This is a genomic window from Paenibacillus sp. FSL E2-0201, from assembly GCF_037963325.1.
GTDB lineage: Bacteria > Bacillota > Bacilli > Paenibacillales > Paenibacillaceae > Paenibacillus_AQ.
On record NZ_CP150154.1, the window covers coordinates 4012946 to 4039499 of the forward strand.

26 protein-coding genes are annotated in these 26554 nt (G+C 44.6%); all 26 read right to left on the reverse strand.

Translation table 11 applies throughout. The features are described from left to right. Positions 1–19: 19 nt before the first annotated feature. Positions 20–934 carry a tRNA pseudouridine(55) synthase TruB gene (gene truB, locus NSU15_RS18180; RefSeq protein ID WP_042128852.1) on the reverse strand — a complete coding sequence of 305 codons (915 nt, stop codon included), beginning with the start codon at positions 932–934 and terminating at the stop codon, positions 20–22. Beyond that, positions 931–1908 (reverse strand): bifunctional oligoribonuclease/PAP phosphatase NrnA, encoded by a 978-nt coding sequence (locus NSU15_RS18185; protein WP_042128854.1) that lies wholly within the window; start codon positions 1906–1908, stop codon positions 931–933. The genes truB and NSU15_RS18185 overlap by 4 nt, the downstream gene beginning before the upstream one ends. 70 nt (positions 1909–1978) lie before the next feature. Further along, positions 1979–2326, reverse strand: coding sequence for a 30S ribosome-binding factor RbfA (rbfA, locus tag NSU15_RS18190; RefSeq protein WP_042128856.1), 348 nt, complete (start codon positions 2324–2326; stop codon positions 1979–1981). 18 nt (positions 2327–2344) lie between these two features. Continuing rightward, entirely contained in the window at positions 2345–4990 is a 2646-nt protein-coding gene (gene infB / locus NSU15_RS18195; RefSeq protein WP_042128858.1) for a translation initiation factor IF-2, read from the reverse strand. After that, on the reverse strand, positions 4983–5306 hold the full coding sequence (locus NSU15_RS18200) for a YlxQ family RNA-binding protein (RefSeq protein WP_042128860.1): 324 nt from the start codon (positions 5304–5306) through the stop codon (positions 4983–4985). Before NSU15_RS18200 ends, infB begins: the two co-directional genes overlap by 8 nt. Continuing rightward, positions 5299–5607 carry a YlxR family protein gene (locus NSU15_RS18205; RefSeq protein WP_042128861.1) on the reverse strand — a complete coding sequence of 103 codons (309 nt, stop codon included), beginning with the start codon at positions 5605–5607 and terminating at the stop codon, positions 5299–5301. Before NSU15_RS18205 ends, NSU15_RS18200 begins: the two co-directional genes overlap by 8 nt. 28 nt (positions 5608–5635) lie before the next feature. Continuing rightward, the gene (gene nusA, locus NSU15_RS18210; RefSeq protein ID WP_042128862.1) at positions 5636–6733 is read right to left on the reverse strand and encodes a transcription termination factor NusA; all 1098 of its coding nucleotides are present in this window, start codon (positions 6731–6733) and stop codon (positions 5636–5638) included. 26 nt (positions 6734–6759) lie between these two features. Beyond that, entirely contained in the window at positions 6760–7227 is a 468-nt protein-coding gene (gene rimP, locus NSU15_RS18215) for a ribosome maturation factor RimP (protein WP_042128863.1), read from the reverse strand. A 199-nt stretch (positions 7228–7426) separates the two neighbouring features. Further along, entirely contained in the window at positions 7427–11755 is a 4329-nt protein-coding gene (locus tag NSU15_RS18220) for a PolC-type DNA polymerase III (protein ID WP_339287119.1), read from the reverse strand. Positions 11756–12025: 270 nt separating this feature from the next. Continuing rightward, positions 12026–13474, reverse strand: a complete 1449-nt coding sequence (gene proS / locus NSU15_RS18225; protein ID WP_042128866.1) for a proline--tRNA ligase — start codon at positions 13472–13474, stop codon at positions 12026–12028. 25 nt (positions 13475–13499) lie between these two features. Beyond that, entirely contained in the window at positions 13500–14774 is a 1275-nt protein-coding gene (rseP, locus tag NSU15_RS18230; protein WP_076119569.1) for an RIP metalloprotease RseP, read from the reverse strand. Between the two features lie 247 nt (positions 14775–15021). Continuing rightward, complete coding sequence (locus NSU15_RS18235) at positions 15022–16161, reverse strand: 1-deoxy-D-xylulose-5-phosphate reductoisomerase (protein WP_339287121.1); 1140 nt, start codon at positions 16159–16161, stop codon at positions 15022–15024. A 20-nt stretch (positions 16162–16181) separates the two neighbouring features. After that, positions 16182–16985 (reverse strand): phosphatidate cytidylyltransferase, encoded by an 804-nt coding sequence (locus NSU15_RS18240; protein ID WP_042128872.1) that lies wholly within the window; start codon positions 16983–16985, stop codon positions 16182–16184. 21 nt (positions 16986–17006) lie between these two features. Continuing rightward, positions 17007–17774, reverse strand: coding sequence for an isoprenyl transferase (locus tag NSU15_RS18245; protein WP_339287123.1), 768 nt, complete (start codon positions 17772–17774; stop codon positions 17007–17009). Positions 17775–17852: 78 nt separating this feature from the next. Next, positions 17853–18407, reverse strand: coding sequence for a ribosome recycling factor (gene frr / locus NSU15_RS18250; RefSeq protein WP_042128876.1), 555 nt, complete (start codon positions 18405–18407; stop codon positions 17853–17855). Continuing rightward, a complete protein-coding gene (gene pyrH / locus NSU15_RS18255) occupies positions 18407–19135 on the reverse strand; it encodes a UMP kinase (RefSeq protein ID WP_036688491.1) in 729 nt (242 codons plus the stop codon). Before pyrH ends, frr begins: the two co-directional genes overlap by 1 nt. A 105-nt stretch (positions 19136–19240) precedes the next feature. Then, positions 19241–19891, reverse strand: coding sequence for a translation elongation factor Ts (gene tsf, locus NSU15_RS18260; RefSeq protein WP_042128879.1), 651 nt, complete (start codon positions 19889–19891; stop codon positions 19241–19243). Positions 19892–20023: 132 nt separating this feature from the next. Continuing rightward, positions 20024–20725, reverse strand: coding sequence for a 30S ribosomal protein S2 (rpsB, locus tag NSU15_RS18265; protein WP_036688493.1), 702 nt, complete (start codon positions 20723–20725; stop codon positions 20024–20026). 161 nt (positions 20726–20886) lie between these two features. Beyond that, positions 20887–21531: an endolytic transglycosylase MltG gene (locus NSU15_RS18270; protein ID WP_339287126.1), complete on the reverse strand. Its 645-nt coding sequence runs from the start codon at positions 21529–21531 to the stop codon at positions 20887–20889. Beyond that, complete coding sequence (locus NSU15_RS18275; protein WP_076119565.1) at positions 21528–22106, reverse strand: hypothetical protein; 579 nt, start codon at positions 22104–22106, stop codon at positions 21528–21530. Before NSU15_RS18275 ends, NSU15_RS18270 begins: the two co-directional genes overlap by 4 nt. 47 nt (positions 22107–22153) lie before the next feature. Continuing rightward, complete coding sequence (locus NSU15_RS18280) at positions 22154–22468, reverse strand: hypothetical protein (RefSeq protein ID WP_339287128.1); 315 nt, start codon at positions 22466–22468, stop codon at positions 22154–22156. Between the two features lie 145 nt (positions 22469–22613). Next, a complete protein-coding gene (locus tag NSU15_RS18285; RefSeq protein ID WP_042128888.1) occupies positions 22614–24017 on the reverse strand; it encodes a FapA family protein in 1404 nt (467 codons plus the stop codon). Between the two features lie 28 nt (positions 24018–24045). Further along, positions 24046–24834, reverse strand: coding sequence for a FliA/WhiG family RNA polymerase sigma factor (locus tag NSU15_RS18290; protein ID WP_042128890.1), 789 nt, complete (start codon positions 24832–24834; stop codon positions 24046–24048). A gap of 188 nt (positions 24835–25022) precedes the next feature. Continuing rightward, entirely contained in the window at positions 25023–25433 is a 411-nt protein-coding gene (locus tag NSU15_RS18295; protein ID WP_331281337.1) for a hypothetical protein, read from the reverse strand. A gap of 2 nt (positions 25434–25435) precedes the next feature. Continuing rightward, positions 25436–25933 carry a chemotaxis protein CheD gene (locus NSU15_RS18300; protein WP_042128892.1) on the reverse strand — a complete coding sequence of 166 codons (498 nt, stop codon included), beginning with the start codon at positions 25931–25933 and terminating at the stop codon, positions 25436–25438. Continuing rightward, positions 25926–26552: a chemotaxis protein CheC gene (locus tag NSU15_RS18305; RefSeq protein ID WP_042128893.1), complete on the reverse strand. Its 627-nt coding sequence runs from the start codon at positions 26550–26552 to the stop codon at positions 25926–25928. Before NSU15_RS18305 ends, NSU15_RS18300 begins: the two co-directional genes overlap by 8 nt. Positions 26553–26554: the final 2 nt, after the last annotated feature.

A 26554-nucleotide genomic window follows, 5' to 3' on the forward strand; every position in this document is an offset into this window, starting at 1 on the left:
TTCACTTGGTAAAATTGATTTAAGCTTGTGCAAACACCTTCACTGGAGCAATTGCACCTGTATCTTCCAATTCATAAATGCCAAGAAATCCACCTTGAAGATCGTATAGCCGAAATTGACTGTTCGTCTTCACCTCTGGAGCGATAAATCGCGAGGACAAACGCTGCCCCTGCAAAGCTGCCTTCTTTTTCTCATCCATTACAGTGTGCTTTGGCATATGAGAAATGGCTTCGTCTGCAGCGATTAAATGATCTTCCAATGTTCCGGCTTCCTTGTGAGTCGCAATATCCTCTAGCGTAAGACAATGACTAGCAGAAATCCCTGCCGACATCGTTCTCTCAAGCTTTACCATCACACCCGGCAGTCCAAGTGCTCGTCCGATATCGACACAGAGAGTACGAATGTACGTGCCCTTTGAGCACAGCACCCGGAAGGTGATATCTGGATGATTGCCTTCCCAAGTCATATCCGTCATTTCAATTTCATAAATCTCTACTTCACGGCTTTTACGTTCAACGGTTTTGCCTTCTCGTGCCAGCTCATAAAGACGTTTCCCGTCAACTTTAACCGCTGAATACATCGGAGGAACCTGAGAAATAACACCTTTAAATGAAGCAAGCACTGATAGAATTTCTTCTTCAGTTACATGCACCTCATCAACAGTTTCTGTAATAGTCCCTGTTAAGTCCTCGGTATCACTGGACATCCCCAGTCTCAGTGTAGCCACATATTCTTTAGGCAACTCCTGAATATACTCCACAACACGAGTAGCACGACCCAGACAAAGCGGCAGTACACCTGTCACCTGAGGATCAAGCGTTCCCGTATGTCCGATCCGTTTCATACCGAGAATACGACGCGCCTTGGCTACAACATCATGTGAAGTGAAGCCTGCCGGCTTGTAAACCGCCAGTACACCTTCTAATTCACTCATAAATGACGTCTAACCTCCTCAAGCACCTGAGCTATTGCCTCTTCAAGTGTAGCTTCTATACGCGCACCTGCAGCACGGGTATGACCGCCACCTCCAAACGTTTGCGCTAGATCAGCCACGTCCACCTTACCAGCAGAACGCAAACTAACCTTAACCGCATGTTCATGAATGACCTTGAACAGAATTCCTACTTCCACACCTCGAATATTACGAGGGTAGTTCACGATTCCTTCTAAATCTTCATTCGCAGCAGCACATTCGATCATATCCTCAGGTGTAACATACAGCCAGGCAATATTCCCTTCGGGTGATAATTGAAGAGTATTTAACGCTTTATTTAGAATTTTAATTTGTGGCAATGTCATTTCTTCAAGTAAGGTCTCAGCCAGTTCAGGACCGTTAACACCATATGAAAGCAGTTCGGATACGGCCGCCATTACTTTAGGTGATGTGTTGGTATATCGAAATCCACCAGTATCTGTCAAGAGACCTGTGTATATTGCTGTAGCAATATCGATGTCCCATGTAATCTCGAACGTCTTTAGCAGATCGAACAAAATTTCCGCAGTCGCAGCAGCATCCGGTTTGATTAAATTCACAAGTCCATAACCGTTATTAGTTGGGTGATGGTCAATATTCAGGATTAGAGCATCATTCGCAAAATAGCGATGGGTCAGCCCTACTCGCTGAAAATCAGCACAATCCACACAGATCACATTGCTGTATTGACGGGGCGGTTCACTAGAGGCCATATTGATGATTTCATCCGAATGCCATAAGTATTCCATCCGCTTCGGTATCGGTCCTTCATTCAGCATAGTGTATTTTTTGCCCAGACATGAGAGAAGCCAGCCCACCGCTAGGGTGGAGCTGACTGCATCTCCGTCCGGCTGAACATGCGACACTACAAGGTAATCGTCGTGTTCCAGCAGAAACTCACGGGTCTGCTGGAGACTTTGTTCATAGCTCTGCATTCGCCGTCTCCTTTATAAAGGTTGTTCAAAATAGCCTTAGGCTATTTTGAACTCCTTTTAGTACCGATTTCTAATCGTTCTTGTGAAGCTCTCCGAGAAGTTTCTCAATGTGACTGCCGTAAGCGACAGATTCATCAATCTTGAAGATCAGTTCCGGTGTGTGCCGTAGGCGAATCGCCTTGCCAAGCTCAGAGCGAAGAAAACCATTTGCTTTTTCGATCGCTTTTAGTGAGCCTGACTTCTGTTCTTCATCCCCGAACACGCTTAGGTATACTTTCGCTTGCGACAGATCGTTAGTCACGTCTACGCCAGTTACAGTTACAAAACCGATTCGAGGGTCTTTCAGTCCGCTTTGGATAAGTTGACTAAGCTCTTTCTTGATCTGCTCGCCCACTCGTCCTGCTCTAATTTTAGACATCTATATTCACCTCTTCGCTTAGCGCTCTACAGTTTCCATAAGAAACGCTTCGATAATGTCGCCCTCTTGGACGTCATTATAGCGTTCCAAAGTTATGCCGCATTCATAACCTTGCGCCACTTCTTTGGCATCATCTTTAAAGCGTTTCAAGGTATCAACTTTACCTGTAAATACAACGATTCCGCTACGGATCAAGCGCATTTCAGCATTACGGGTAATTTTACCATCAATAACCATACAACCTGCAATGGTACCCACTTTACTGATTTTGAAGACACTACGTACTTCAGCGTGTCCGATAACGTTCTCTTTATAGATAGGATCAAGCATACCCTTCATTGCACTTTCGATTTCCTCGATTACATTGTAGATGATGTTATGGAGACGAACATCTACTTTTTCTTGTTCAGCAGCTGCCTTGGTTTGAGCGTCCGGACGAACGTTAAAGCCAATAACAATAGCATTAGATGCTGCTGCAAGTGTAATATCGGATTCCGTAATGGCACCAGCACCGCTGTGAATGATCTTCACGCGGACGCCTTCCACTTCGATCTTAGCCAGGGAACCTTTAAGTGCCTCGACTGAACCTTGTACGTCAGCTTTAATGATAACGTTAAGGTCTTTGATCTCGCCATCTTTAATGTGCTGGAACAAATCATCCAATGTTACACGGGTGTTCGTATTCAGCTCAGATTGACGTTGTGATGTGGAACGTCTATCAGCAATCGCACGGGCTTTACGCTCGTCTTCGAAAGCCATAAACGGATCGCCAGCTTGTGGCACCTCAGTCAAACCAGTAATTTCTACTGGAGTGGAAGGTCCAGCTTCCTTGATCTTACGTCCTTTATCATTAACCATCGCACGTACACGTCCGAAGCAGTTACCTGCTACAAAAGCATCGCCGACTTTCAATGTACCGTTCTGTACCAGAACACGTGCAACTGGACCACGGTTCTTATCAAGCTCAGCTTCTATAACTGTACCGCGTGCCCGTTTGTCAGGGTTAGCTTTGTACTCATTAACTTCAGCAACGAGCAAGATCATTTCCAGCAGTTCTTCCAAGTTAATACGTTGTTTTGCAGAAAGGTTAACGAAGATGGTATCTCCGCCCCACTCTTCAGGAACGAGTTCATAGCTTGTAAGCTCTTGCTTCACCTTATCAGGATCTGCACCCGGCTTATCGATTTTGTTGACAGCAACAATGATCGGAAGTCCAGCAGCTTTAGCATGTGCAATAGCTTCAACAGTCTGAGGCATAACACCGTCATCCGCAGCAACTACGATAATTGTCATATCCGTAACCTGTGCACCACGAGCACGCATAGCAGTAAATGCTTCGTGACCTGGTGTATCAAGGAACGTGATTTTCTTCTGATTAATTTCAACTTGATAAGCACCGATATGCTGTGTGATTCCGCCAGCTTCGCCTAGCGACACACTTGTCGAACGAATGGCATCTAGCAAAGTAGTTTTACCGTGGTCAACGTGACCCATGATCGTAACTACTGGAGGACGGGACTGAAGTTCATCTTCAGTATCATTCTCTTCCACAGTTTCGAAGCTATCCTCATCAACAGGAATCTTCACTTCTACTTCTACGCCGAATTCAGCAGCGAGCAGCAGGATGGTGTCGATATCCAGCTCTTGGTTGATGGTTGCCATAACACCCATAGAGATCAGCTTCTTGATTACTTCAGAAGCGTCTTTGTGAAGCAATTTCGCTGTTTCACCAACGGTCATGCTGCCACGAACGATAATCTTCTTAGGTGTGTTATCAATCTTCTCACGGTGAACCATTGGCTGATTCTTACCACGGCCATTCTTACCACCACGACCACGGTAGTTACCGCCCTTACCATCATCAAAACGTCTATTGTTCGTATTTGGTCGACCACCCGTTGTGTTCTTCTTAGGGCCTCTGTCGTCACCGCGTGTGAAACCTCCGCCGGTGTTAGATTGACCTTGTGGGCGGCTGTCAGTGCGAGGCGCACTGCTTTGTCCTTGCGGACGGCTGCCAGTATTACTTCCTTGTGGACGGCTGCCACCGGTATTGCTACCTTGCGGACGGCTGCCACCAGTATTACTTCCTTGCGGACGGCTACCACCGGTACTGCTTCCTTGTGGACGGCTGCCAGTATTACTTCCTTGCGGGCGACTGCCACCGGTATTGCTACCTTGTGGACGATTACCGCCTGTGCTGCTTCCTTGCGGACGGCTTCCGCTTGTACTGTTAGTACGTGGAGCTCCGCTTTGTTGCGGACGTGCATTCTGCGTTGAACCTGTTTGTGTTCTGCGGGAATCTTGTCCGCTTTGGGGCCTTGGGGACGTCGTCGATTGGTTGTTGTTTTGGTTACTGTTCATACCTACCTGCTTTTCCTGTTGATTTTTGTTGGCATTCTGAGCACTTTGGGGTTCGGCAGTTACCGCACCGGTTGTCACCGGACGGCTGCTAGAGCTGGTATCCCGCTTGGCTGCAGCGTTCGACTTGATATCCTTGAAGAATTGTTCTACTTTGTTCACGGAACCGTTCTCCATGACACTCATATGATTATTCACAGGGACATTCAAACGCTTCAGAATTGTAATAATTTCTTTACTGCTCATGTTTAGTGACTTGGCGTATTCGTACACGCGCAATTTATCTTTGTTCTCTTCTTTAGTCAATAAATCCACCTCCGACAGTATCTCCGAGTTGCTTGGAGATCATTTCCGCGAATCCTTTATCCGTAATGGCCAGTACTACACGCTGGTCTTTACCAATACTTGCACCGAGGCTGTCTCGGTGAAATGCGATTACTAGTGGAATATCGTAGGTTCCGCATTTATCACGGAACTTTTTTTGGGTATTATCTGAAGCGTCACCTGCCAGAACGACCAGCTTCGCCTCTGAAGACCGTACAGCTTTGAGTACAGCCTCATCGCCGGTGACTATCTTGCCTGCTCTCATGGCAAGCCCTAAATAAGAAAGCGCCTTACTCATTATCCTCACTATCCTTTGCTGCTAGAAACTGCTCTTCCACGGAAGTAAACTGCCGGGCAAGCTGGTCATAGATTTCAGGACTCACTTGACATTTCAAAGCGCGATCAAGTGCTTTATTCTTCTGTGCCAGCTTAAAGCATTCAAGCTTGCCGCATATGTAAGCACCACGGCCTGACTTCTTACCTGTCAGATCAATCAGCACTTCGCCCTCGGGCGTCCTAACCACTCGAATCAGCTCTTTCTTCGGCATCATCTCTTGGGTAGCAACGCATTTGCGCAGCGGCACCTTTTTTTGTTTCATAACATACGCCTCCCGTCAAGCAGGTTAATTAATCAATGGAGACGGAATCCTGATGCATTTCATCAATAGAAGATCTCGGTCTACCGTATTCCTGCTCCGCTTGACTTTCACTCTTGATATCAATTTTCCAGCCGGTAAGTTTAGCGGCAAGACGTGCATTTTGCCCTTTAATACCGATAGCCAGTGATAATTGATAATCAGGAACGATCACCCGTGCCATTTTCTCTGCTTCAAAGACTTGAACTTCAAGGACCTTAGAAGGACTGAGTGCATTAGCTACATATTCCTGCACCAGATCAGAGTAACGTACGATGTCGATCTTCTCGCCACGAAGCTCAGTAACGATGGTCTGAACGCGTGTTCCTCTTGGGCCCACGCAAGAGCCAACTGGATCTACTTCTGGATTGCGGGAATACACAGCAATCTTCGAACGGAAGCCAGCTTCACGAGCTACGGAACGAATTTCAACTACACCATCAAAAATTTCCGGAACTTCGAGTTCGAACAGACGCTTCAGCAATCCGGGATGACTGCGGGACAGCATAATTTGCGGTCCTTTAGTGGTGTTCTCAACTTTAGTGATATAAGCCTTGATACGCTCGCTTTGCTTAAACTTCTCACCTGGCATCAATTCACTAAGCGGCAAGACCGCTTCGATTTTACCAAGATCAATGTAGATGTTCCGCATATCTTGACGTTGTACAAGTCCTGTTACGATATCATCTTCTTTGTCAATAAAGGCATTATAGATGAGTCCACGCTCTGCTTCGCGAATCCGTTGTGTTACAACCTGCTTTGCAGTCTGTGCAGCAATACGCCCGAAATCACGTGGTGTCACTTCAAGCTCAGCAATATCTTCAAGCTGGAAATGCGGGTTAATTTCTCTGGCTGCCGGCAATGAGATTTCAGTCCTTGTATCCAGGACCTCCTCAACAATTAGCTTGCGGGCAAACACTTTGATTACGCCTGTGTTGCGGTTCATGTCAACACGTACGTTCTGTGCTGCATTGAAATTACGTTTATAACTAGAGATCAGCGCCGCTTCGATGGCTTCAAACAGCACATCTTTACTGATGCCTCTCTCCCTTTCCAGCTCATTCATTGCTTCAATAAACTCCATACTCATGAATTTCCGGCCCCCCTTTCAAGACGTTAAAAAATAATGGCCAATCTCGCGCTTGCGACTTTGGCGTACGGTACTACATGTTCTTTTTTGCCCGCGGAGATGAGCAGTTCCTCGTTCTCGAACGAGAGCAAACGACCTTCAAATTCTTTGAGTCCTTGAATCGGCTCATAAACAGTCACATACACGTCCTTGCCTACCGCTTTAGCTACATCCGCAGCTTTTTTGAGAGGACGCTCTGCTCCCGGTGAGGAAACCTCAAGGAAATATGCCTCAGGGATAGGATCATTCTCATCCAACTGCTGACTGAAATATTCGCTAATGCTGCCGCAGTCATCAATATCAATGCCGCCTTCTTTATCTACGAATATACGCAGAAACCAATTGGAGCCTTCCTTCACGTATTCAACGTCCACCAGTTCGAAACCATTGTCGTCGAGATAGGGCCCGAGCATCTGCTCTACCGTTTGTTTAATTTTAGATTTGGGTGTGCTCAAAAGAAAATTACCTCCACGAACTTGTCTTTTGCTATATACCAAAGATAAAGAGTGGGTTTCCCCACTCTTTACACAACGGACTTATCTCATTATTACCAAAGAAATTATACCATAGTGAGTCTGGACTGACAAGTGCTAGCCCTTGACTCCCCCTTTGGAGCTCTCTTCTCTAGCCATGAAATAAGTGTTGTTAAAGCCTTTAAAATAGGGAAAGTTGATTGCTTTCCGGTAAGCCGCGGAAGCAGCCCATATTGGTCAGCAACTCAATAACTGTCTTACTCGCCTTGGATTTCTGCTGGAAATCCTCAATAGAAAGGAACTCCCCAGCATCTTTCGCAGCGGCTATATTGATAGCGGCATTCTCACCAATTCCCGCTAATGCGGAAAACGGAGGAATCAAACTGGTTCCATCCACAATAAACTTATTCGCTTCCGAACGGTAAAGATCAATATTTTTGAATGTAAATCCACGTGCCGTCATCTCCAAAGCCATCTCAAGGACAGGCAACATAGCCTTTTCCTTAGGCAAAGCTTGAAATCCTTTTTGCTCAATTTCTACGATCTGACGGTTGATAGCTTCATATCCCTTACAGCACAGTTCAATATCAAAATCCGCTGCGCGTACAGAGAAATAGGTCGCATAATACTCAATAGGATGATACAGCTTGAAGTAGGCGGTACGTACTGCAGAAATAACGTATGCAGCCGCATGCGCCTTCGGGAACATGTATTGAATCTTCAGACAAGAATCAATATACCATTGCGGAACCTTGCACTTTTTCATTTCCTCGATCCATTCGTCAGACAATCCTTTACCTTTACGAACACTCTCGGTAATTTTAAAGGCCAAGCTCGCATCCATTCCCGCTTTATAAATTAAGAAGAGCATGATGTCATCACGACAACCGATAACTGTCTTAATGTTACAAGTGTTATTCTTTATAAGCTCTTGCGCATTCCCAAGCCAAACCCCAGTACCATGTGACAAACCAGATATTTGCAGTAAGTCAGCAAAGCTGGACGGTTTTGACTCAATAAGCATTTGTCGTACAAACTTGGTACCCATTTCGGGCACTCCGTATGTCGCAACCGGCGATCTGATTTCGTCAGGTCTTACGCCAAGTGCATCTGTAGAGTTAAACATGCTCATTACCTTCGGATCATTCATCGGAATTGAGGTTGGATCTACACCTGTCAAATCCTGCAGCATCCGCATCATCGTCGGATCATCATGACCCAGAATATCAAGCTTCAGCAAATTGGCATCAAAAGCGTGATAGTCAAAGTGTGTGGTCTTCCATTCGGCATTGACATCATCCGCCGGAAATTGCACTGGTGTAATGTCTTCTACCTCCATATAGTCTGGAACAACGACTATACCGCCGGGATGCTGTCCCGTACTGCGTTTAACACCTGTACAGCCAGCCGCTAGACGCCCAACTTCAGCTCCGCGCCAACGTTTCTGGTGCAATTCTTCGTATTTTTTTGCAAAACCGAAGGCAGTCTTCTCAGCTACCGTACCAATCGTTCCAGCACGGAATACATTTTTCTCACCAAACATTTCTTTGGTAAAGTTATGTGCATTCGGCTGATATTCCCCTGAGAAGTTCAAGTCGATATCGGGAACCTTATCCCCTTTAAATCCAAGGAAGGTCTCAAACGGAATATCCTGGCCTTCACCTTTGAGCTTCTCGCCGCAATCCGGACAGTCTTTGTCTGGTAAATCGAACCCGCTTCGCACACTACCGTCCAGGAACCATTCACTATGGCGACACTCGGGGTTTAGGCAAATATAATGCGCAGGCAAAGGATTAACTTCTGAAATCCCAAGAAATGTAGCTACTACAGAAGAGCCTACAGAACCCCGCGAGCCTACGAGATATCCATCTCGATTTGATTTTTTAACGAGACGTTCAGAAATCAAATAGTTGGCAGAGAACCCGAATTTAATAATCGGAGCAAGCTCTTTCTCCAAACGGGCAATGACTACCTCAGGCAGTTCTTCACCGTAAATGGATTTGGCAGTGTTATAACAGGTCTCGCGAATTTCTTCGTCCGCCCCTTCAAGAATTGGTGTAAATAGCTTATCTGGAAATAACTCCAGCTCTTCAAAACGTTCTGCCAGCTCAACTGTATTCGTAACCACGACTTCCATCGCTTTTTCAGCACCGAGAAATTCGAATTCAGACAGCATTTCATCCGTTGTGCGGAAGTGTGCATCCGGTTTACGTTGGTCTTTAAGCGGACTAAAGCCTGTGATCCCATTAATCGTAATATCACGATACAGCTTGTCCCGGGGTTCAAGATAATGCACATTCCCCGTCGCTATAACAGGTTTATTTAACTGTTCACCTATTTCGCAAACCTTGCGGACTACATCGCGAAGCTCATCAGGACCTGCTACAAAGCCCTTGTCCACCAAATGCATGTACATGGTCAATGGCTGAATCTCCAGCACATCATAAAAATGAGCAACCTCCATGGCTTCCTCAGTCGTTTTGTTGAGTACTGCTTCAAAAAACTCACCACGTTCACAACCGGAAATTACGAGTAGTCCATCTCTATGCTCTTCCAGCTTGGATTTAGGAATACAAGGTACACGTTTGAAATATTCCGTATGAGACATGGAAATGAGCTTATAAAGATTTTTTTTGCCCACCTGATTAAGTGCATAGATATTACAGTGAAACGGTCTTGTATTCGAAAGATCATTACCCACATAATCGTTCAGTCTATCAAGGCGAGTCATGCCCTTCATCTTTTCAGCATCCGCAAGCAATCCTGTTAAAATACCACCGAGTGCTATGGTATCGTCTATCGCGCGGTGATGGCTTTCCAGAAGAACTTTATATTTATCGGCTAATGTGTTCAGCCTGTGATTCTTCATGGTTGGAAATAGTAACCGTGCGAGCTCAAGTGTATCAAGAGACGGATTTGGAAGCACAGGTTCACCTATTTTACGTAATGAGGCCTGAATAAAACCCATATCAAATCTGGCGTTATGAGCGACTAGGATACTGTCACCCACAAACTCAACAAACTTACGCAACACTGGCTCCAGATCAGGAGCGTCCTTAACCATTTCATCCGTAATATTGGTCAATTGCTGAATATGATAAGGGATCTTCTCATGCGGGTTAACAAAAGTAGAATAACGATCTACTTCTTTGCCTTCGCACATTTTAATGGCCGCGAGCTCCGTAATATTATTGCGGGTAATCGATAACCCCGTGGTCTCTATATCAAACACTACATAAGTAGCTGTCTTCAAGTCCAAAGGCTGAGCATTCTCAACAATATTCACAGAGTCATTCACAACATTGGCTTCCACACCATAAATCATTTTTATCTTATGCTTATGAGCTGCATGGTTCGCATCTGGAAAAGCCTGAACCCCGCCATGATCAGAAATAGCAATTGCTGGATGACCCCACTGGGCAGCTGTTTTGACATAGCTAGTAATCGGAGTGACCGCATCCATCGTACTCATAGTAGTGTGAAGGTGGAACTCCACCCGTTTCTTAGGCGCCGTATCTTTCCTTGCAGGTGGTGCCTTAACTTCTGTTAAGTCCGATGGGATCATCACTAGCTCAGGAACTTGCATGAACCGGTCATATTCTACCTTCCCGCGTGCTCTTACCCATTTGCCATTAGCAAGCTGACTCATCACCTTAAGATCTTCCTTGGTCTTAGCAAACATCTTCATTTGCAAAGAATCGGTGAAATCTGTCAAGCTGAAGGTGAACAAGGTACTGCCATTGCGAAGCTCCTTACGATCCAGACCAAAGATGGTGCCTTGAATTGTAATTTTCTTCTCTTCATCTTGAATTTCAAGAATCGGTACAGCCTGTTCCTTAATTTCATACCCCACCTGAAGCTTAATCACTTCATTAGGATCACTATCATCAGGAGGTGCATCTGTTTCTACTGCAGTCATCATTTGCTCAACGATCTCTCGTTGTTCCTGCTGCAGCTTTTGCTGAAATTCTTCGTATGCTTCAATATTGTTATTTTCATTCTCCGCCATTAGCACTTTAACTTTTAAGGAGAGTCCGAAATACTTATCATAAAATTTAATAATTGCCCCATCGATGCCCTTTTTACGAGCAAGCTCCATGGAAGTGGAGTCACTCATTGTCAACATTAAAGTGTCATCTTTAAGCTCTTGGGTAGAGCGTGTCAGCCAGCCGTTAACCGAAGGGATCTCGCGGGTCACCCACTCCAGAAACAATCCCCAATATTCTTGGATAAGCTCTGCCCGACTGACTTTTTCATCATATACGAATAAAAAGCTAACTTTGGCAATATGCTGCAGCTTTTCGCGCATTCTGAGGCAAAATGTCCGGTATACCTGCGCTGGAACCAGACTTTCTTTCGAAATCACAATTTGCCAGTCTCGGTTACCGCGGCTGATCTCTACACGTTCTATATATCCATCTAAAAAGTAGGGATCCATGATTGCAGGTGGAATTTCACCTTGCTTCATCAAGAGCTCGAATCTTTTTCTTCTCTCCTGGTTTTGTTCCATGCTTTCCTCCCACCTTTAATAACTCCGTAAAACACTATCAATGATATTCAGTGAAAGTACAATATTTTAAGAAGAAACGACATTGTCGTCTTTTAAAGACAATAACGGTTCCTGTAAAAAATAGAAGGATAATTTATAGCGTAAGCCTATAAATTCATATATTTTAAAAAGCTTCTGGATTCAAAAAGCATTGGGTTCTTTCGGCCCGCTGACTCCTCTCTCCAGAAGCTAGATTAAAATACTACAAGACTGTTAATCGGTGCCAAAAGATTAATATGCCTTTGCAAAAACTACAGTATGCTCAGCTGGTTTACCACAGCAAATGCAGACTTGCTTTTTCTCCGCCGGATCGAAAGGAATGTTACGGCTGCCCGCACCTGTCTCTTCCTTAACTTTGGACTCGCATTCTTCGGAACCACACCAGCCAGCTAGTGCAAAGCCGCGTTTTTCTTCCATCGAAGCTTTCATTTCTTCCAAGGAATCAACAGAATAGAAATGATCCTCGCGGAATTTCAGTGCACGTTCGAACATTTCATTATGAACCTGCTCAAGCATTGCTTGTACCTCTTCAACAAGGTTCTCCTGCTGAATAATCTTCTTCTCACCAGTGACACGTGAGACTATAACGCAAACGCCATTCTCCATGTCGCGTGGTCCAAGCTCCAAGCGAACAGGTACACCACGCATTTCATATTCATTGAACTTCCAGCCTGGTGTTACATCTGAACGGTCGTCCACACGTACACGAACGCCGGCGTTCTTCAGCTCCTTGAACAGCTCGTCCGTCCGTCCAATCACGGCTTCGCGAGTTTTAGGTGGTCCAATAGGAATCATAATCACTTGAGTCGGTGCTACCTTAGGCGGCAGAACAAGACCACGGTCATCGCCATGCACCATAATTAGCGAACCAATCAAGCGTGTAGTGGATCCCCATGAAGTGGTATGCACATATTCCAGATTATTGTCGCGACTCAAATATTGGATTTCAAAAGCTGTTGCAAACTTGGTACCTAAGTAATGTGAGGTAGCAGCCTGAACAGCACGTCCATCTTTCATCATCGCTTCAATTGAATACGTATCTACTGCACCGGCAAAGCGTTCGGAAGGTGTCTTCTGTCCAGTAATTACCGGAATGGCAAGAAAAGTCTCGGCAAAATCACGGTAGTTATCCAGCATCTTCATAGTTTCTTCACGAGCTTCTGCTTCATTCTCATGCGCAGTATGCCCTTCTTGCCAAAGAAACTCAGTAGTACGGATAAATGGTAAAGTACGCTTCTCCCAACGAACCACATTCGCCCATTGATTGATTAGAACTGGAAGGTCACGATAGGACTGGATCCATTTAGAATACATATGCCCGAACATGGTTTCAGATGTAGGACGGACTGCCAAACGTTCCTCAAGCACGTCACCACCAGCCTCAGTTACCCATGGCAGCTCGGGATTAAAGCCTTCAATATGATCCTTTTCCTTTTGAAAGAAACTCTCTGGAATGAACACTGGAAAATAAGCATTACGATGCCCAGTTTCCTTGAGGCGACGGTTCATTTCCTCCTGAATATGCTCCCATATTTCATAGCCTTCTGGCTTAAATACGATACAGCCACGGACAGGAGAGTAATCCATCAAGTCTCCTTTTTTAATAACATCAATATACCAGCGTGAGAAATCCTCGCTTTGCGGCGTGATTTCCGTAACGAATTGCTTATCTTTTGCCATGTAATGGAATGCCTCCCGAAGAAAATTAGCCGCTGATCAAACGTAATATATCATTATACGTAACAGCAATCATTAATAAGAATAACAGTGCAAATCCAACAAAGTGAACCATGCCTTCACGACTCGGATCTACAGGTTTACCACGTAAAGCTTCCACGCCTAGGAACGCCAAACGGCTTCCATCAAGTGCCGGAATCGGTAGTAGGTTAAAAATCCCCAGATATAGACTTAGGATAGCAGCCCAATAGGTAAGATACTGAATGCCTTGTTGAGCAATTTGACCGGTTACTTCAAAGGTTCGTACCGGACCTCCAATATCATCCATATTGAATTTATTGATCAATTGTTTAAAGCCCAGAAAGATAGCTTCAGTCGTATCGACCATCGCTTTACCTGAACCTGTCAACGTCTCACCAACCCCTGCTTTACGGGTAGGCAGCTCAGGTGTAATCCCAATTTTTCCGCCTTCTTGTCCCTCCATACTGCGAGGAACGAGAGTCACGTTAAGGGTCTCATCACCACGTTGCAGCGTCCATTTCATTTCTTTCCCTTTGGACTCCGAGGTTAAATCAATCATTTTTTGGTAATCGGCACCAATCTTCTCACCGTTAATGGAGACAATAATGTCACCCTTCTGCAATCCCGCCTCTTGAGCTGGCATTCCTGCAGAAACGTCGCCAATCTTAACATAAGTTGGATTCTCGACCGGAATGCCAACCATTTGCAAATGGATAGCAAACAGAACAAAAGCTAACAGGAAGTTCATTACAGGACCCGCAACAATAGCCAATGCACGCTGACCCACGGTTTTGCTGCCGAATTGACGATCTTTAGGTGCAATCTGAGTCTGTTGCGTTCCTTTAATCATCATCGCTTGCGGATGAACGTCATAAGTAGTAACTTCGCCATCCACATCCAAGCGGATTTGCAGATCATTTTCGAGATCGGTATGCAGGGCCTCACCACGGATAACATTTTTACGTGTATCCAGTGCGTCCAGATAAATATTTTTCACTTTGTTATCCTGGCCGAGTCTTACCGCAATGGTCTGTCCTGAGCCAATTTCAATAATCTCTGGATCTTCACCAGCCATCCGGGCATAACCGCCAAAAGGCAGTAAACGCAGAGTGAACTGTGTCTCATTCCGTTTATAAGAAAACAGTTTCGGACCGAAACCGATAGCAAATTCCCTCACGAGAATACCGGCGCGTTTGGCAAAATAATAGTGACCCCATTCATGTACAGTCACCAGGACAAAAAACATGAGCACCGTTAATAAAACGACTTGAACCATTTCCAAACGTATCATCCCCCTTTAGGTGTAAGACCGAAGTATGTCCTCTTAATTTATCATTATTCTCCGATCAGGCACAAGAGAATCAACTGTCCCAACCTATTTTTAGGGCAAAGTAAGTATTTCCAGTCAAGCAATAACGCCATCGGCGTCCCTTAAGGAGACAGTACGCGTTTACGCGAGAAATATAAGGATAATGTATAAAGTGAAACTTATACTTTCTTATATTTTTAACAAGAGAGTTTCCTACGTTCTACAGCGATGCTGCCAGCTCACGAACACGTTTATCACAGAATTCAATTTGTTCCAAATTCGGATGGTCTTCGTTAACATGACGATGCAGCACTTCCCCAATGATCTCCTCAATGCGCAGAAATGGGATCTCATGGCTCAAGAAACGAGCAACAGCGATTTCATTTGCCGCATTAAAAGCAGTAGTTGCAGTCCCTCCAGCTTTTCCACAATCCATGGCTAGCTTAAGTGCAGGGAACCGTTCAAAGTCCATTTCTCGGAAAGTCAAACGCCCAATTTCAGCTAACGATAAACGCTGAGCCGGTGACTCCCAGCGTTCGGGATACGTGAGTGCATATTGAATTGGGACACGCATATCGGGATTCCCAAGCTGAGCAATAATGCTGCTATCGCGGAACTCCACATAAGAATGAATGATACTCTCTGGATGCAAAAGTACATTTACTTGTTCATAAGGCAGACCGAATAGCCAATGCGCTTCAATTACCTCAAGCCCCTTATTCACCATTGTAGCAGAATCAATCGTGATTTTCGCGCCCATGCTCCAATTCGGATGACGAAGTGCATCTTCTACGGTTACATTTTTGAGTTGATCACGAGTGAAATCTCGGAAAGATCCACCAGAAGCTGTTAAAGTGATACACGCAATATCAGAAAGATTCTCACCATTTAAACACTGAAAAATAGCGGAATGCTCACTATCAATAGGTAGCAACTTAACGCCCTTACGATTAGCCAGTTCAGTGACAAGATGTCCTGCGGTAACCAAAGTCTCTTTATTGGCTAGTCCAATATGTTTTCCTGCTTCGATAGCAGCTAATGTGGATTGGAGGCCTACGCTACCCATAACAGCCGTTACGACCATTTCGGCGTCTCCACCCGCTGCTACCTCAACTAGGCCTTCATTTCCGCTGAATAGCTGTATGCCAGCAGGCAGACTGGATCTAATCTCATCTGCCAGTTCTTTTGTCGCAACAGAAACTCGACGTGGCTTAAAAAGGCGAACTTGTTCCAGCAATAATGCTGTATTCGTTCCAGCCGCCAAGCCATCTACTTGAAAAGAGTCCGGGTGCATAGCGATGACATCTAGAGTCTGAGTGCCGATAGAGCCGGTGGAACCAAGAACACTTATTTTTTTCATAGTTATACCCTCTCCTCCCGTTAATAGTAAGGCATTAGCGTTACGATATGTACGAATGGAAATACGATAATCCAGCTGTCACATCGATCAAGAATACCGCCGTGACCAGGTAGTAGTGTGCCAGAATCTTTGATACCATACGCACGTTTATAGGCTGATTGCACAAGATCACCAAGCTGACCCATCACTGCGCAAGAAAGCCCTATAAGAAGCGCTCGTCCTATCGCTAAATGCTCAGGAGCAAATATTGCAAAAATGATAGCGATCAGCATCGAGATCAGCACTCCACCTACTGCACCTTCCACCGTTTTGTTAGGACTGATGGCAGGCCAAAGCTTGTTTTTCCCCATGCTTTTCCCAACAAAGTAAGCCCCGGCATCACTACCCCAAATGCAGAAAAGTAGCAAAAAAGTCCAGAACAAACCATGTCCGTCATCCGATGCACGAGCCATGGCCATATAAGAAAAACCCATTCCAATGTATACTATACCAGTAAACAGCAAGGCTGTTACTCGAATATCCAATTTATTTTTAGTAAAAACTGTAACTAAAAGGAACAACAGCAGCAGAATCCAAATTCCTTGTTCCCACGAAAACGGCGCAGAGACTCCTAGTAAATTCCAAGGGATCATGAAACTTAGGATGGCTGCATAACCAAGAACGGTAGAACCGGAAAGCGCAGGTATCCCTATCATTTTCACAAATTCATACAACCCGATAAAAGCCATGGCAGTAAGTAACAACTGATATGGCCAATTTCCTAATACGCATAAGCCTAAAAATAGTGCTCCGGCAACAATTCCGGTAATCAATCGCTGCTTCAAAGGTTTCCATCTCCTATCAAGCTACTTCAGTCCACCATAACGGCGTGTACGGCGTTGATATTCAGCAACTGCCTGATGCAAATGCTCCTTATCAAACTCAGGCCAATACACATCAGTAAACCACAGCTCAGAATAAGCAAGCTGCCATAGCATGAAATTGCTAAGTCGCATTTCTCCGCTTGTACGTATAAGCAAATCCGGATCTGGTAACCCACCTGATAACATCCGGCTATCGATTAGATCAGTCGTAATATCGTCCGGTGATAAGGCCCCTGATTGGATGTCCTTACCAATGCTGCGCATGCAATCCTCAATTTCTTTGCGTCCCCCATAATTAAGAGCAAAATTCAATATAAGTCCAGTATTACCCTGCGTCCGGGAAATCGCTTCTTCCATAGCTTTACGGGTGTATGAAGGCAATGCATCAGTATCCCCCATCATACGTACTTGGACATTCTTCTCAATCAGCTCATCAAGCTCAATGGCTAGAAACTCCACTGGCAAGCGCATCAGATAATCGACTTCTTCCTTTGGTCGTTTCCAATTTTCTGTCGAGAACGCATACATCGTCAAAAACTCAACACCCAGTTCGTCTGCAGCGATTGTAGCACGTTTAACAGCCTTCATGCCATTCTGATGACCCACAACGCGCGGCAACCCGCGACGCTTAGCCCAACGCCCATTGCCGTCCATAATAACAGCCACATGCCGGGGAATGTTATCCGGTGAAATCTCGACTGGCTGTTGCCTGTCTTTACGGCTCAGCCACGCTTGAACCCGTTTGATCATTTCCGTTTCCTCCAAGCTCTTATCAGAAAGAGACAAACCCCACCATTAACGGAGGGGCCTTAAGTCTCTAGAATATCTTTATACTTCCATAATCTCTTTTTCTTTGGATACAAGCACTTTGTCGACTTCGGCTATGAACTTATCCGTTGTCTTTTGAATGTCTTCCTGATGGCCACGGGACTCATCTTCTGAGATACCGTTTTTCTCCATCTTCTTGATATCATCGTTAGCATCGCGGCGAATGTTGCGGATCGCTACTTTCGCTTCTTCACCAAATTTCTTCGTCAATTTCACCAAATCCGTCCGACGTTCTTCAGTCAGCGGTGGGATAGAAAGACGAATAATTGTACCGTCATTGGCAGGCGTTAAACCGATATCCGATTTCATGATCGCCCGTTCAATGTCAGACATCGATGTTTTGTCCCAAGGTTGGATTAACAGTGTCCGGGTATCCGGAGTACTGATATTCGCCAACTGATTGATTGGGGTAGGGGAACCGTAATATTCAACTTGAATGCGATCCAGCAGTGATGTTGTAGCGCGTCCTGCACGCAATGTTGCCAAATCACGTTTCAGCGATGAAATCGCTTTTTCCATACGTTCTTCGGCATTTTTTTTGACCGATTGTGGCATTAATCTACACTCCCTTTAACAATCGTCCCGATCTTCTCACCGAGAACGACACGTTTGATATTGCCTTGTTCAGTAATGGCAAATACAATGAGCGGTATATTATTATCCATGCAAAGAGATGATGCTGTTGAATCCATAACACCAAGGTTTTTGTTCAGAACATCCATGTAAGTGAGCTGTTCAAATTTCTCGGCTGTGCTGTCTTTAAACGGATCTGCTGAATATACACCATCAACCTTATTCTTCGCCATCAGAATCACTTCTGCTTCGATCTCTGCCGCTCTAAGTGCTGCAGTAGTATCTGTAGAGAAGAACGGGTTACCTGTGCCTGCTGCAAAAATAACGACGCGACCCTTCTCCAAGTGGCGAATCGCACGACGACGAATGTACGGCTCAGCAATTTGCTGCATCGAGATCGAAGTCTGCACTCTAGTAGGTACATCGATTTGCTCTAATGCATCCTGCAGAGCAAGTGAATTCATTACTGTTGCCAGCATGCCCATATAATCTGCAGTAGCGCGATCGATGCCGCTTGCGCTGCCGGCGATCCCACGCCAAATGTTACCTCCGCCACAAACAATCGCAACCTGAACGCCAAGCTCAACAACTTCCTTGATCTGTTCAGCGATGGAAATAATCATGTCGGCATCAATACCATATCCGTTTTGTCCTGCCAAAGACTCTCCACTTACCTTAAGGACTACTCTCTTAAATACCGGCTGTTCCAAATGTATACCCTCACTTTCTGCAAAAGACGGAACACTACGTGTACGTGTTCCGCTCTTCTGATGCTTGCCTTTATTCAATTCTTCACATTTATGATGAAGCTGTTATTAATTATTAACTTGTGCCATAACTTCTTCAACAAAGTTATCAACTTTCTTTTCCAAACCTTCGCCTAGTTCAAAACGAGCAAAACGACGGATCGAGATGTTTTCTCCGATAGTGCTGATTTTTTCGTTCAGCAATTGGGAGATTGTTTTGTCAGGGTCTTTAACGAAGGTTTGCTCAAGCAAGCAATACTCTTCGTAATATTTTCCAATACGTCCTTCAACCATTTTTTCAATGATTTTCTCAGGCTTACCTTCGTTCAAAGCTTGAGCTTTCAGGATTTCTTTTTCTTTTTCTACATCTTCTTGTGGAACTTCTTCACGACGAACATAACGCGGATTTGCTGCAGCGATTTGCATAGCGATATCGCGAGCAAATTCCTTAAAGGAATCTGTTTTACCAACAAAGTCAGTTTCGCAGTTGATTTCTACAAGTACACCAATACGGCCGCCAGCGTGGATGTAAGATTCTACAACGCCTTCAGTAGCAATACGTCCTGCTTTGTTTGCTGCTGCGGACAGACCTTTTTCACGAAGCAATTCTGCTGCTTTAGTGATATCGTTATTAGCTTCTTCAAGCGCTTTTTTACAATCAAGCATACCAGCGCCTGTTCTTTCACGAAGTTCTTTTACTGCTTTTGCATCAACTGCCATTGTTTATTCCCTCCAGGTAATTGTCGTTTTCTTACATTATTTAAGGCCTTTATCCTAAAAAAAGGGCAGTGAGAGGTTATCCACCTGCCAACCACCCTTTTCATTTAAGTTCTTGTATGTGTTAGTCGCTACTTAAGCAGTAGTTGTGTCTTCGCCTTGGTGAGCTTCAACAACAGCGTCTGCCATTTTACCAGTCAACAATTTCACGGCGCGGATAGCGTCGTCGTTACCTGGAATTACGTAGTCGATTTCGTCAGGATCACAGTTAGTATCAACGATAGCTACGATTGGAATACCCAATTTGCGAGCTTCTGCTACTGCAATACGCTCTTTACGCGGGTCAATGATGAACAACGCGCTTGGTAGACCTTTCATGTTCTTGATACCGCCCAAGAATTTCTCAAGACGATCTTTCTCTTTGCGAAGAAGGATAACTTCTTTCTTAGGTAGAACTTCGAAAGTACCGTCTTCTTCCCAAGATTCCAATTTCTTCAAACGATCAATACGTTTTTGGATAGTTTGGAAGTTAGTAAGAGTTCCGCCCAACCAACGTTGGTTAATGAAGAACATACCTGAACGTTCTGCTTCTTCTTTTACGGAATCTTGTGCTTGTTTCTTTGTTCCTACGAATAGGATTGTGCCGTTGTCACCAGCGACGCTTTTTACAAAGTTGTAAGCTTCTTCTACCTTCTTGACTGTTTTTTGCAAGTCAATAATGTAAATTCCGTTTCTTTCAGTGAAGATATAACGATCCATCTTTGGGTTCCAACGACGAGTCTGGTGACCGAAGTGTACCCCAGCTTCTAGAAGCTGTTTCATGGAGATTACTGCCATCTTCACACACCTCCTAAGTTTGGTTTATTGTGTGTCTCCTCCGCCGTGCGTCATCTTTCAGCAAGACTTTCTTCAGAAGAAAGCACCCCTTGTCGAAATCAACCGGCGTGTGTTTTAACACCGTCAATTACTATACCATATTTTATTAGTGTATGCAACGATCATTGAAAACTAATTAATTTTTCTAATATAGAGTCTAGAGTCTCGTCTTTATTAAAGTTGTAAGAACCCGATTGTATTTTCTTGTTGATCCCGCGTTGATTGGCGGCTTTAAGAAAATCAGCCTTATCCTTAATGACCTCAGCCTTCTCCAAAATATCTGCTGTTTTTGTCAGTGTGCTTCCTGAAGGTATACGAACAAATACCCCTGTATTCGCAGTGACTTTAGGCTCAACAGGTGTAACAGCAGACGGTGCTGTAGTGACCCTTGGCTTCTCAACAGTACCTTCTTTAGGCGTTGATGGCTCTTGTGGAGGGATAACCTTATTGGGGTTATCAGATACTGTAGGAGTTACTACAGGAGCGGGAGAAGCCGCTACTGCAGGCTCAGAAGGTGTCACATTCTCCTGACTTCCATCAGTTAGTCCGACATTCTCCTGATCTTGATCAGCCTCTTCCAAAGAAGCCTCATCTGAAGGGGATTCAGTAGCTGCGTCGATAACCTTCAAGTTCAATTTCTCGGCTCCTTGTAATACTTGTTCCTTGGTCAGTGGAGCTGCCCCGCCGGATATCATTAATTGAAGCAGTAATGCTCCTGCTATTAGCCCTGTGCCAAGTCCAAACAAAAAAGAACGGTTCTTCATCATACCGATTCCTCCTGTTTGGCGAGTTGCAGAATCAGTTGCACTTCTCCCCGCTGAAGTCCAGCCGTCTTGGCAATGGAGTCTATCGATTTCCCCTGCTCATGCAGTTCAAACAATCGTGGATATCGCAATTTAATAGAACTAATAGGTTTTGCTTTCACCTCGGATTGTTTGGAACTCATTTCAGCTCCGACAGACGGGTCCCCGCTCGCCGTAACCTTAATATACGAGCCCTTCTCAACCGAAACTTCCAACTCTCTTAACCGTTTTTCTTCGTCAGTTACCCGACCTTCTAGTAGTACAGAGCTTTGCTGCAATTCTTTTAATTGAAGCTGCAAATCGCTAATCTGCCCTTGCATTGCATTATGATTAGTTTGAGATTGCTGCTTAATACTGCTGACTAACTGTACAAGCTCTTCATTCTCGCGCTCTATGTCAGCCATATATAGCTCAAGCGCAGCCTCCGTTTCTTTGAGGCTCTGCTGTTCGGCTTTTCCTTCCTTCATACGTGCTGGAAGTAGAAGGGCATAAAGAATAGCGGCGACACCTACTAGCACAATATACACCCATGGTTGCAAGTGCCTTATCTCCTTTTTACAAATCAAATATAATTTATAATTACTGATTAAAGACTCAGATCAATGCGTTGTCCTTTGTAAGGATGTTCCGCATCACGAGTTCCTGGTTTCGAACGTTTCTCAGAGGATGGATTCCCTCCGGAATGATGATTGCCTTTATCTCCGCCATCACGCAAAGCGGATTCAGAGGATTCATCCACTTCAGAGCTTCGCATGGTCATTTCCTGGCTTTGTTTCACATTTTGTCCGGCCAGTTGATGCTGATCAATCGCGGGGCGCTGCTGAGATTCATTCTGAATCTTCCCCGCCTCCGTAGTCCGAGGTAGCGCAATTTGCAGTTCCACTGGTTTTAGGCTCATCATAACCCTCTTCTCATAAGAAGAAACGATGTTGTCGTCTTTTAGAGACGATAACCATTTCTCGTAAAAATATAAGGATAATGTATAACGTGAAACCTATACTTTCTTAAATTTCAAGAATGGCCGGCCGCTAATGCTGCCCGCCTAATTAATTGTATGGCGTTAAGGAAATATCACCTTCACTATAGGCAAACACAACTCGTTCGGTAGGGTCCTTTACAAATCGGGTATATCTGCCGATCATAATCTTGGATCCACCATAGATTGTCTTGATCACTTCAACTCTAGCTCTACCTGTATCTTCCAGCATTCTTTCAATCTCCAGCACGCGTTCTTTAATTCTTTTTTCCTCACGTTGATGAGATTGTTTAGTAGCATTCAATTTAACACGAAGCGCCACTTTATCCGCAGGTAGTTGACCGTTGGTTGCCAGTTGATTTAAGAGATACAGCGCTTTAGAAGTTTTGTCCTCATTTTCAAGCAACTGTCGTAGCGATTGACGTAATTCATTAATCTCATTTCTGAGTTCAGGCACTACACCTACCTCAATCGCAGTCGCTGTGGACATGGTATTGCCTATTGTGCGTGCCACAACTCTTTCCCCGGACTGAACAGTTCCGCCTACGATTAAACCCTTAGCACCGTTACAAAGCACATCCCTGCCCGCACGTATATTGGAATGCATAATGCTCTGGGATACAATGACATCTTCACCAGCGGTAACATTGCCATCTTGAATGAATGAGACCTTTACATTCTTCCCAGCGGTTACATGTCCTTTGTTATAGCCGATAATTCCACCCGTGATTTCAATGGATCCACCAGAGATTAATTCTGCTCCTTCTACTCCACCAACTACACGAATATCACCAGCTGACTTTACAGAAAAGCCGGAAAGTACGTTTCCTCGAATAACAACAGTACCTACAAAATCTATGTTCCCAGTACTGTAATCCACATCACCATTCACTTCATATACAGGAAAAACATTGATTTTACCGCTATCGGTTAAAGTAACAAGACCGTCAATTGCGGCATACATCGATGTTCCATTGTTATCAACAAGTACATTCTTTCCGACTTTAAAATGAGCTTCCTTTCCAGCTCTGAAAGCAAGCTGATCCCCAGTTACAGTCTTTCCATGTTTACCAGGCTGAGCAGGGATAATTCTAGCGATCAATTTTCCTTTGAGCACGTTACGAAGCCGAACTAAATCCTTATAATCTACCTTACCATCCGCTTTTTCAAGCGGCTTGCGATCCTCTTCCAGATCAACAGTGAGCATTATACTTCCGTCGACTCCATTAACTGCTGGTTCACCCGTAGCAATAGCGACTTTGCTCCAAAAAAACTCCTCCGGATGACTACAAATACGTTCAACAACATCTCGCTGGATCCCGTAGCGAATATTGTGACTGTTCAGGAAGCTTTCCAATTCTGTAGGTGAGCAGGAAAATTTCTCATCTTTTTTGGAGAACTGCAAATACGCGATCCCTTTGTCATCCGAAAAAGTAATACTTAAGTACTGATCCAAAGCATTTTGACCGATCAATTTTGCTCCCCCTTGTCACCGCTAACGGTTAATCGTTCTGCATAAGTAGATCGCGATTTTTCTCAAGCGTTCCCCTCAGCCGTAAAATGGCCTTGGAATGAAGCTGCGAAATCCGTGAAGGAGATAATGACATGACCTCTGCGATTTCGCTCAATGATAAATCTTCATAATATAAAAGGGACACGACGGTCCGTTCTTTCACCGTTAATTTCTCAATACCTTTGGTGAGCGCTTCGCGTAAGTAGAACTCATTTACCTTGCTATCCGGATTCTTAGCTTTATCGTCCACCAGTATGGACATTCGGGTCTCTGATTCCTCTTCACGGATCGGGTCTTCTAGTGAACATAGTGACATAACAGCCACATCCTGCAACATATTTTGAAATTCTGTTACACTTATATCCAGGTATAGACTCATTTCCTCATCACTAACGGATCTTAGATACTTCTGTTCCAGTTGCTGATAAGCGTCCTCGATTTTTTTAGCTTTTTCTCGCACAGATCTAGGAACCCAATCACTTTGGCGTAAGGAATCTAAAATTGCACCCCGTACTCGCCAGGAAGCATATGTCTGAAACTGTAATCCTCGTTTGTAGTCGAATTTTTCAATCGCATCAATTAGTCCCATTACTCCATTGCTCGCTAGATCATCTTTAGAAACATTCTTGGGTAATCCCACAGCCAAACGGCTGGATACATAATCAACAATATGGAGGTAACTCTCTATCAGCTTCTTTTTGGCTTCAGGGTTATTGTGTTCTTTCCACTGTTCCCATAGCTCGTCAGTTTCCAATTGAGAAGCTTTACGCTCGTTCAATAGCTTTCACCCTTCCCAAAGTTTAGTCAGAGAGCTTGTCGCGGCGAAACCTGCCTTGTCACAAGCATAAACGCCTTCGGTGTCCTCATATGGACGGCAGCGTTTAAGCGAGAAATATAAGGATAATGTATAGTGGAAGCTTATATATCCTTATATTTTAAGATAACCGATTCCGCCACAGCGCTCGCTTATTCTTCTTTCAGGTGACGAACGGCCTTGGCCAATTCTTCAGGATCTTTCATAGAGACTAGTTTTGGGGGTGTAAGAGGCTTGAACCCCTCACTGTTCCCGCTTCCTTGTCCTGGCTTCGGTTTGAGCAGGTTGATTAACTCTTCATCCTCATCAGGGGTACTGATGTCTAGTTTCGCACCAAGTTCTTCTCCGTCAGCATCCTGTTCAACTGGAGGTGAAGATTGATACATAATAAAACCCAATACCCATCTTAGGAGGAATGCAAGCAGAAACCATATGATAAATCCTAATAGGCTTCGTAATAAACTAGTGCCGAGAACATTATTACTGTAGGTTACAAAAAATGTGAATACAAAACCTATCAAACCAAACAGCAAGTTTATTAAAATGTTTCCTATCATCTTCATATTTATATTTCCTTAGCGCCTTTTTGCACACTGCGGATGAACAATACACCAGTGTTGCAGGCAATTTCTATCGTACGGCCATAATTACCGCCCGTGTCTTCCGCAATTAATGGAATTTTCAAGAGCTCAAGAGCAAGTTTACAAGATTCAACATTACGAGGCCCGATCCTCATGGTGTCGCTCCCCCCGGCAAAGGCAAACATTTGTGATCCTCCTGCCATCTTGGCCACGATCCGACTTCGAACCGCACCAAGTTCCAACAAACGGGATAAGAGCTCCGGCACTGCAGTATCTGCAAACTTAGCGATGTTTAATTGCCCTTCCCTAGCAATCTCAGAAGTAGGGAGCATTACATGCGCCATACCTGCGAGTTTTTTTCCAGGGTCAAACAATGTCAATCCTACGCAGGAGCCAAGACCCGTTGTACGAATCAAACTATCCTGGCTTCCAATGTTAAGATCTGCCATCCCTACTTTAATGATGCTTTGTTCTTCAATCATTTTCGAACGGGACTCCTAGCGATTTGAAGATTTTCGGGAATGATTCCGGATCGGGAATAAGGAAAAATTGCCCTTCAATTTCGTTTTTCCCCTCAAAAAAGGTAGTATCGATCAACAATGCATCGTCGCCCATTTGCCCAAATTGCAGCAAACCGTAGCTTAGGATGGCTCCAGCCATATCCATAGCAAGTGCAGGAACTGTTGGATACATAGAAAGTGAGGTGAAGTCTGCAAGAGAAGATAGGTACGACCCGGCCAAAATATTGCCAATTTCACTCAGCGCAGAAAGCTCCATTTCTCCAAGCTCTTGGTCACTCAAAATCTCGATACCTGCGATGCGACTAAGTAAGTTCAAAGCCGCTTCCGGTGAAAGAATGAAGAACAGGTTGCCCGGAGCTTCACCCTCTACACGTAAGAAAACTGCGTAAACAAATTCTTCAGCTCCACCAACTTTGTCCGTAATCTCTTCAAAGTTGAGAAGCTGTACCTTGGGAACTGCCATATCAATCGGCTTATTCAAAAGCTGTGATAATGCGGTGGCTGCATTTCCAGCTCCAATATTCCCGACTTCCTTAAGCACATCCATTTTGAAATCCTTATAGTGCTTAAATAATTCCACAG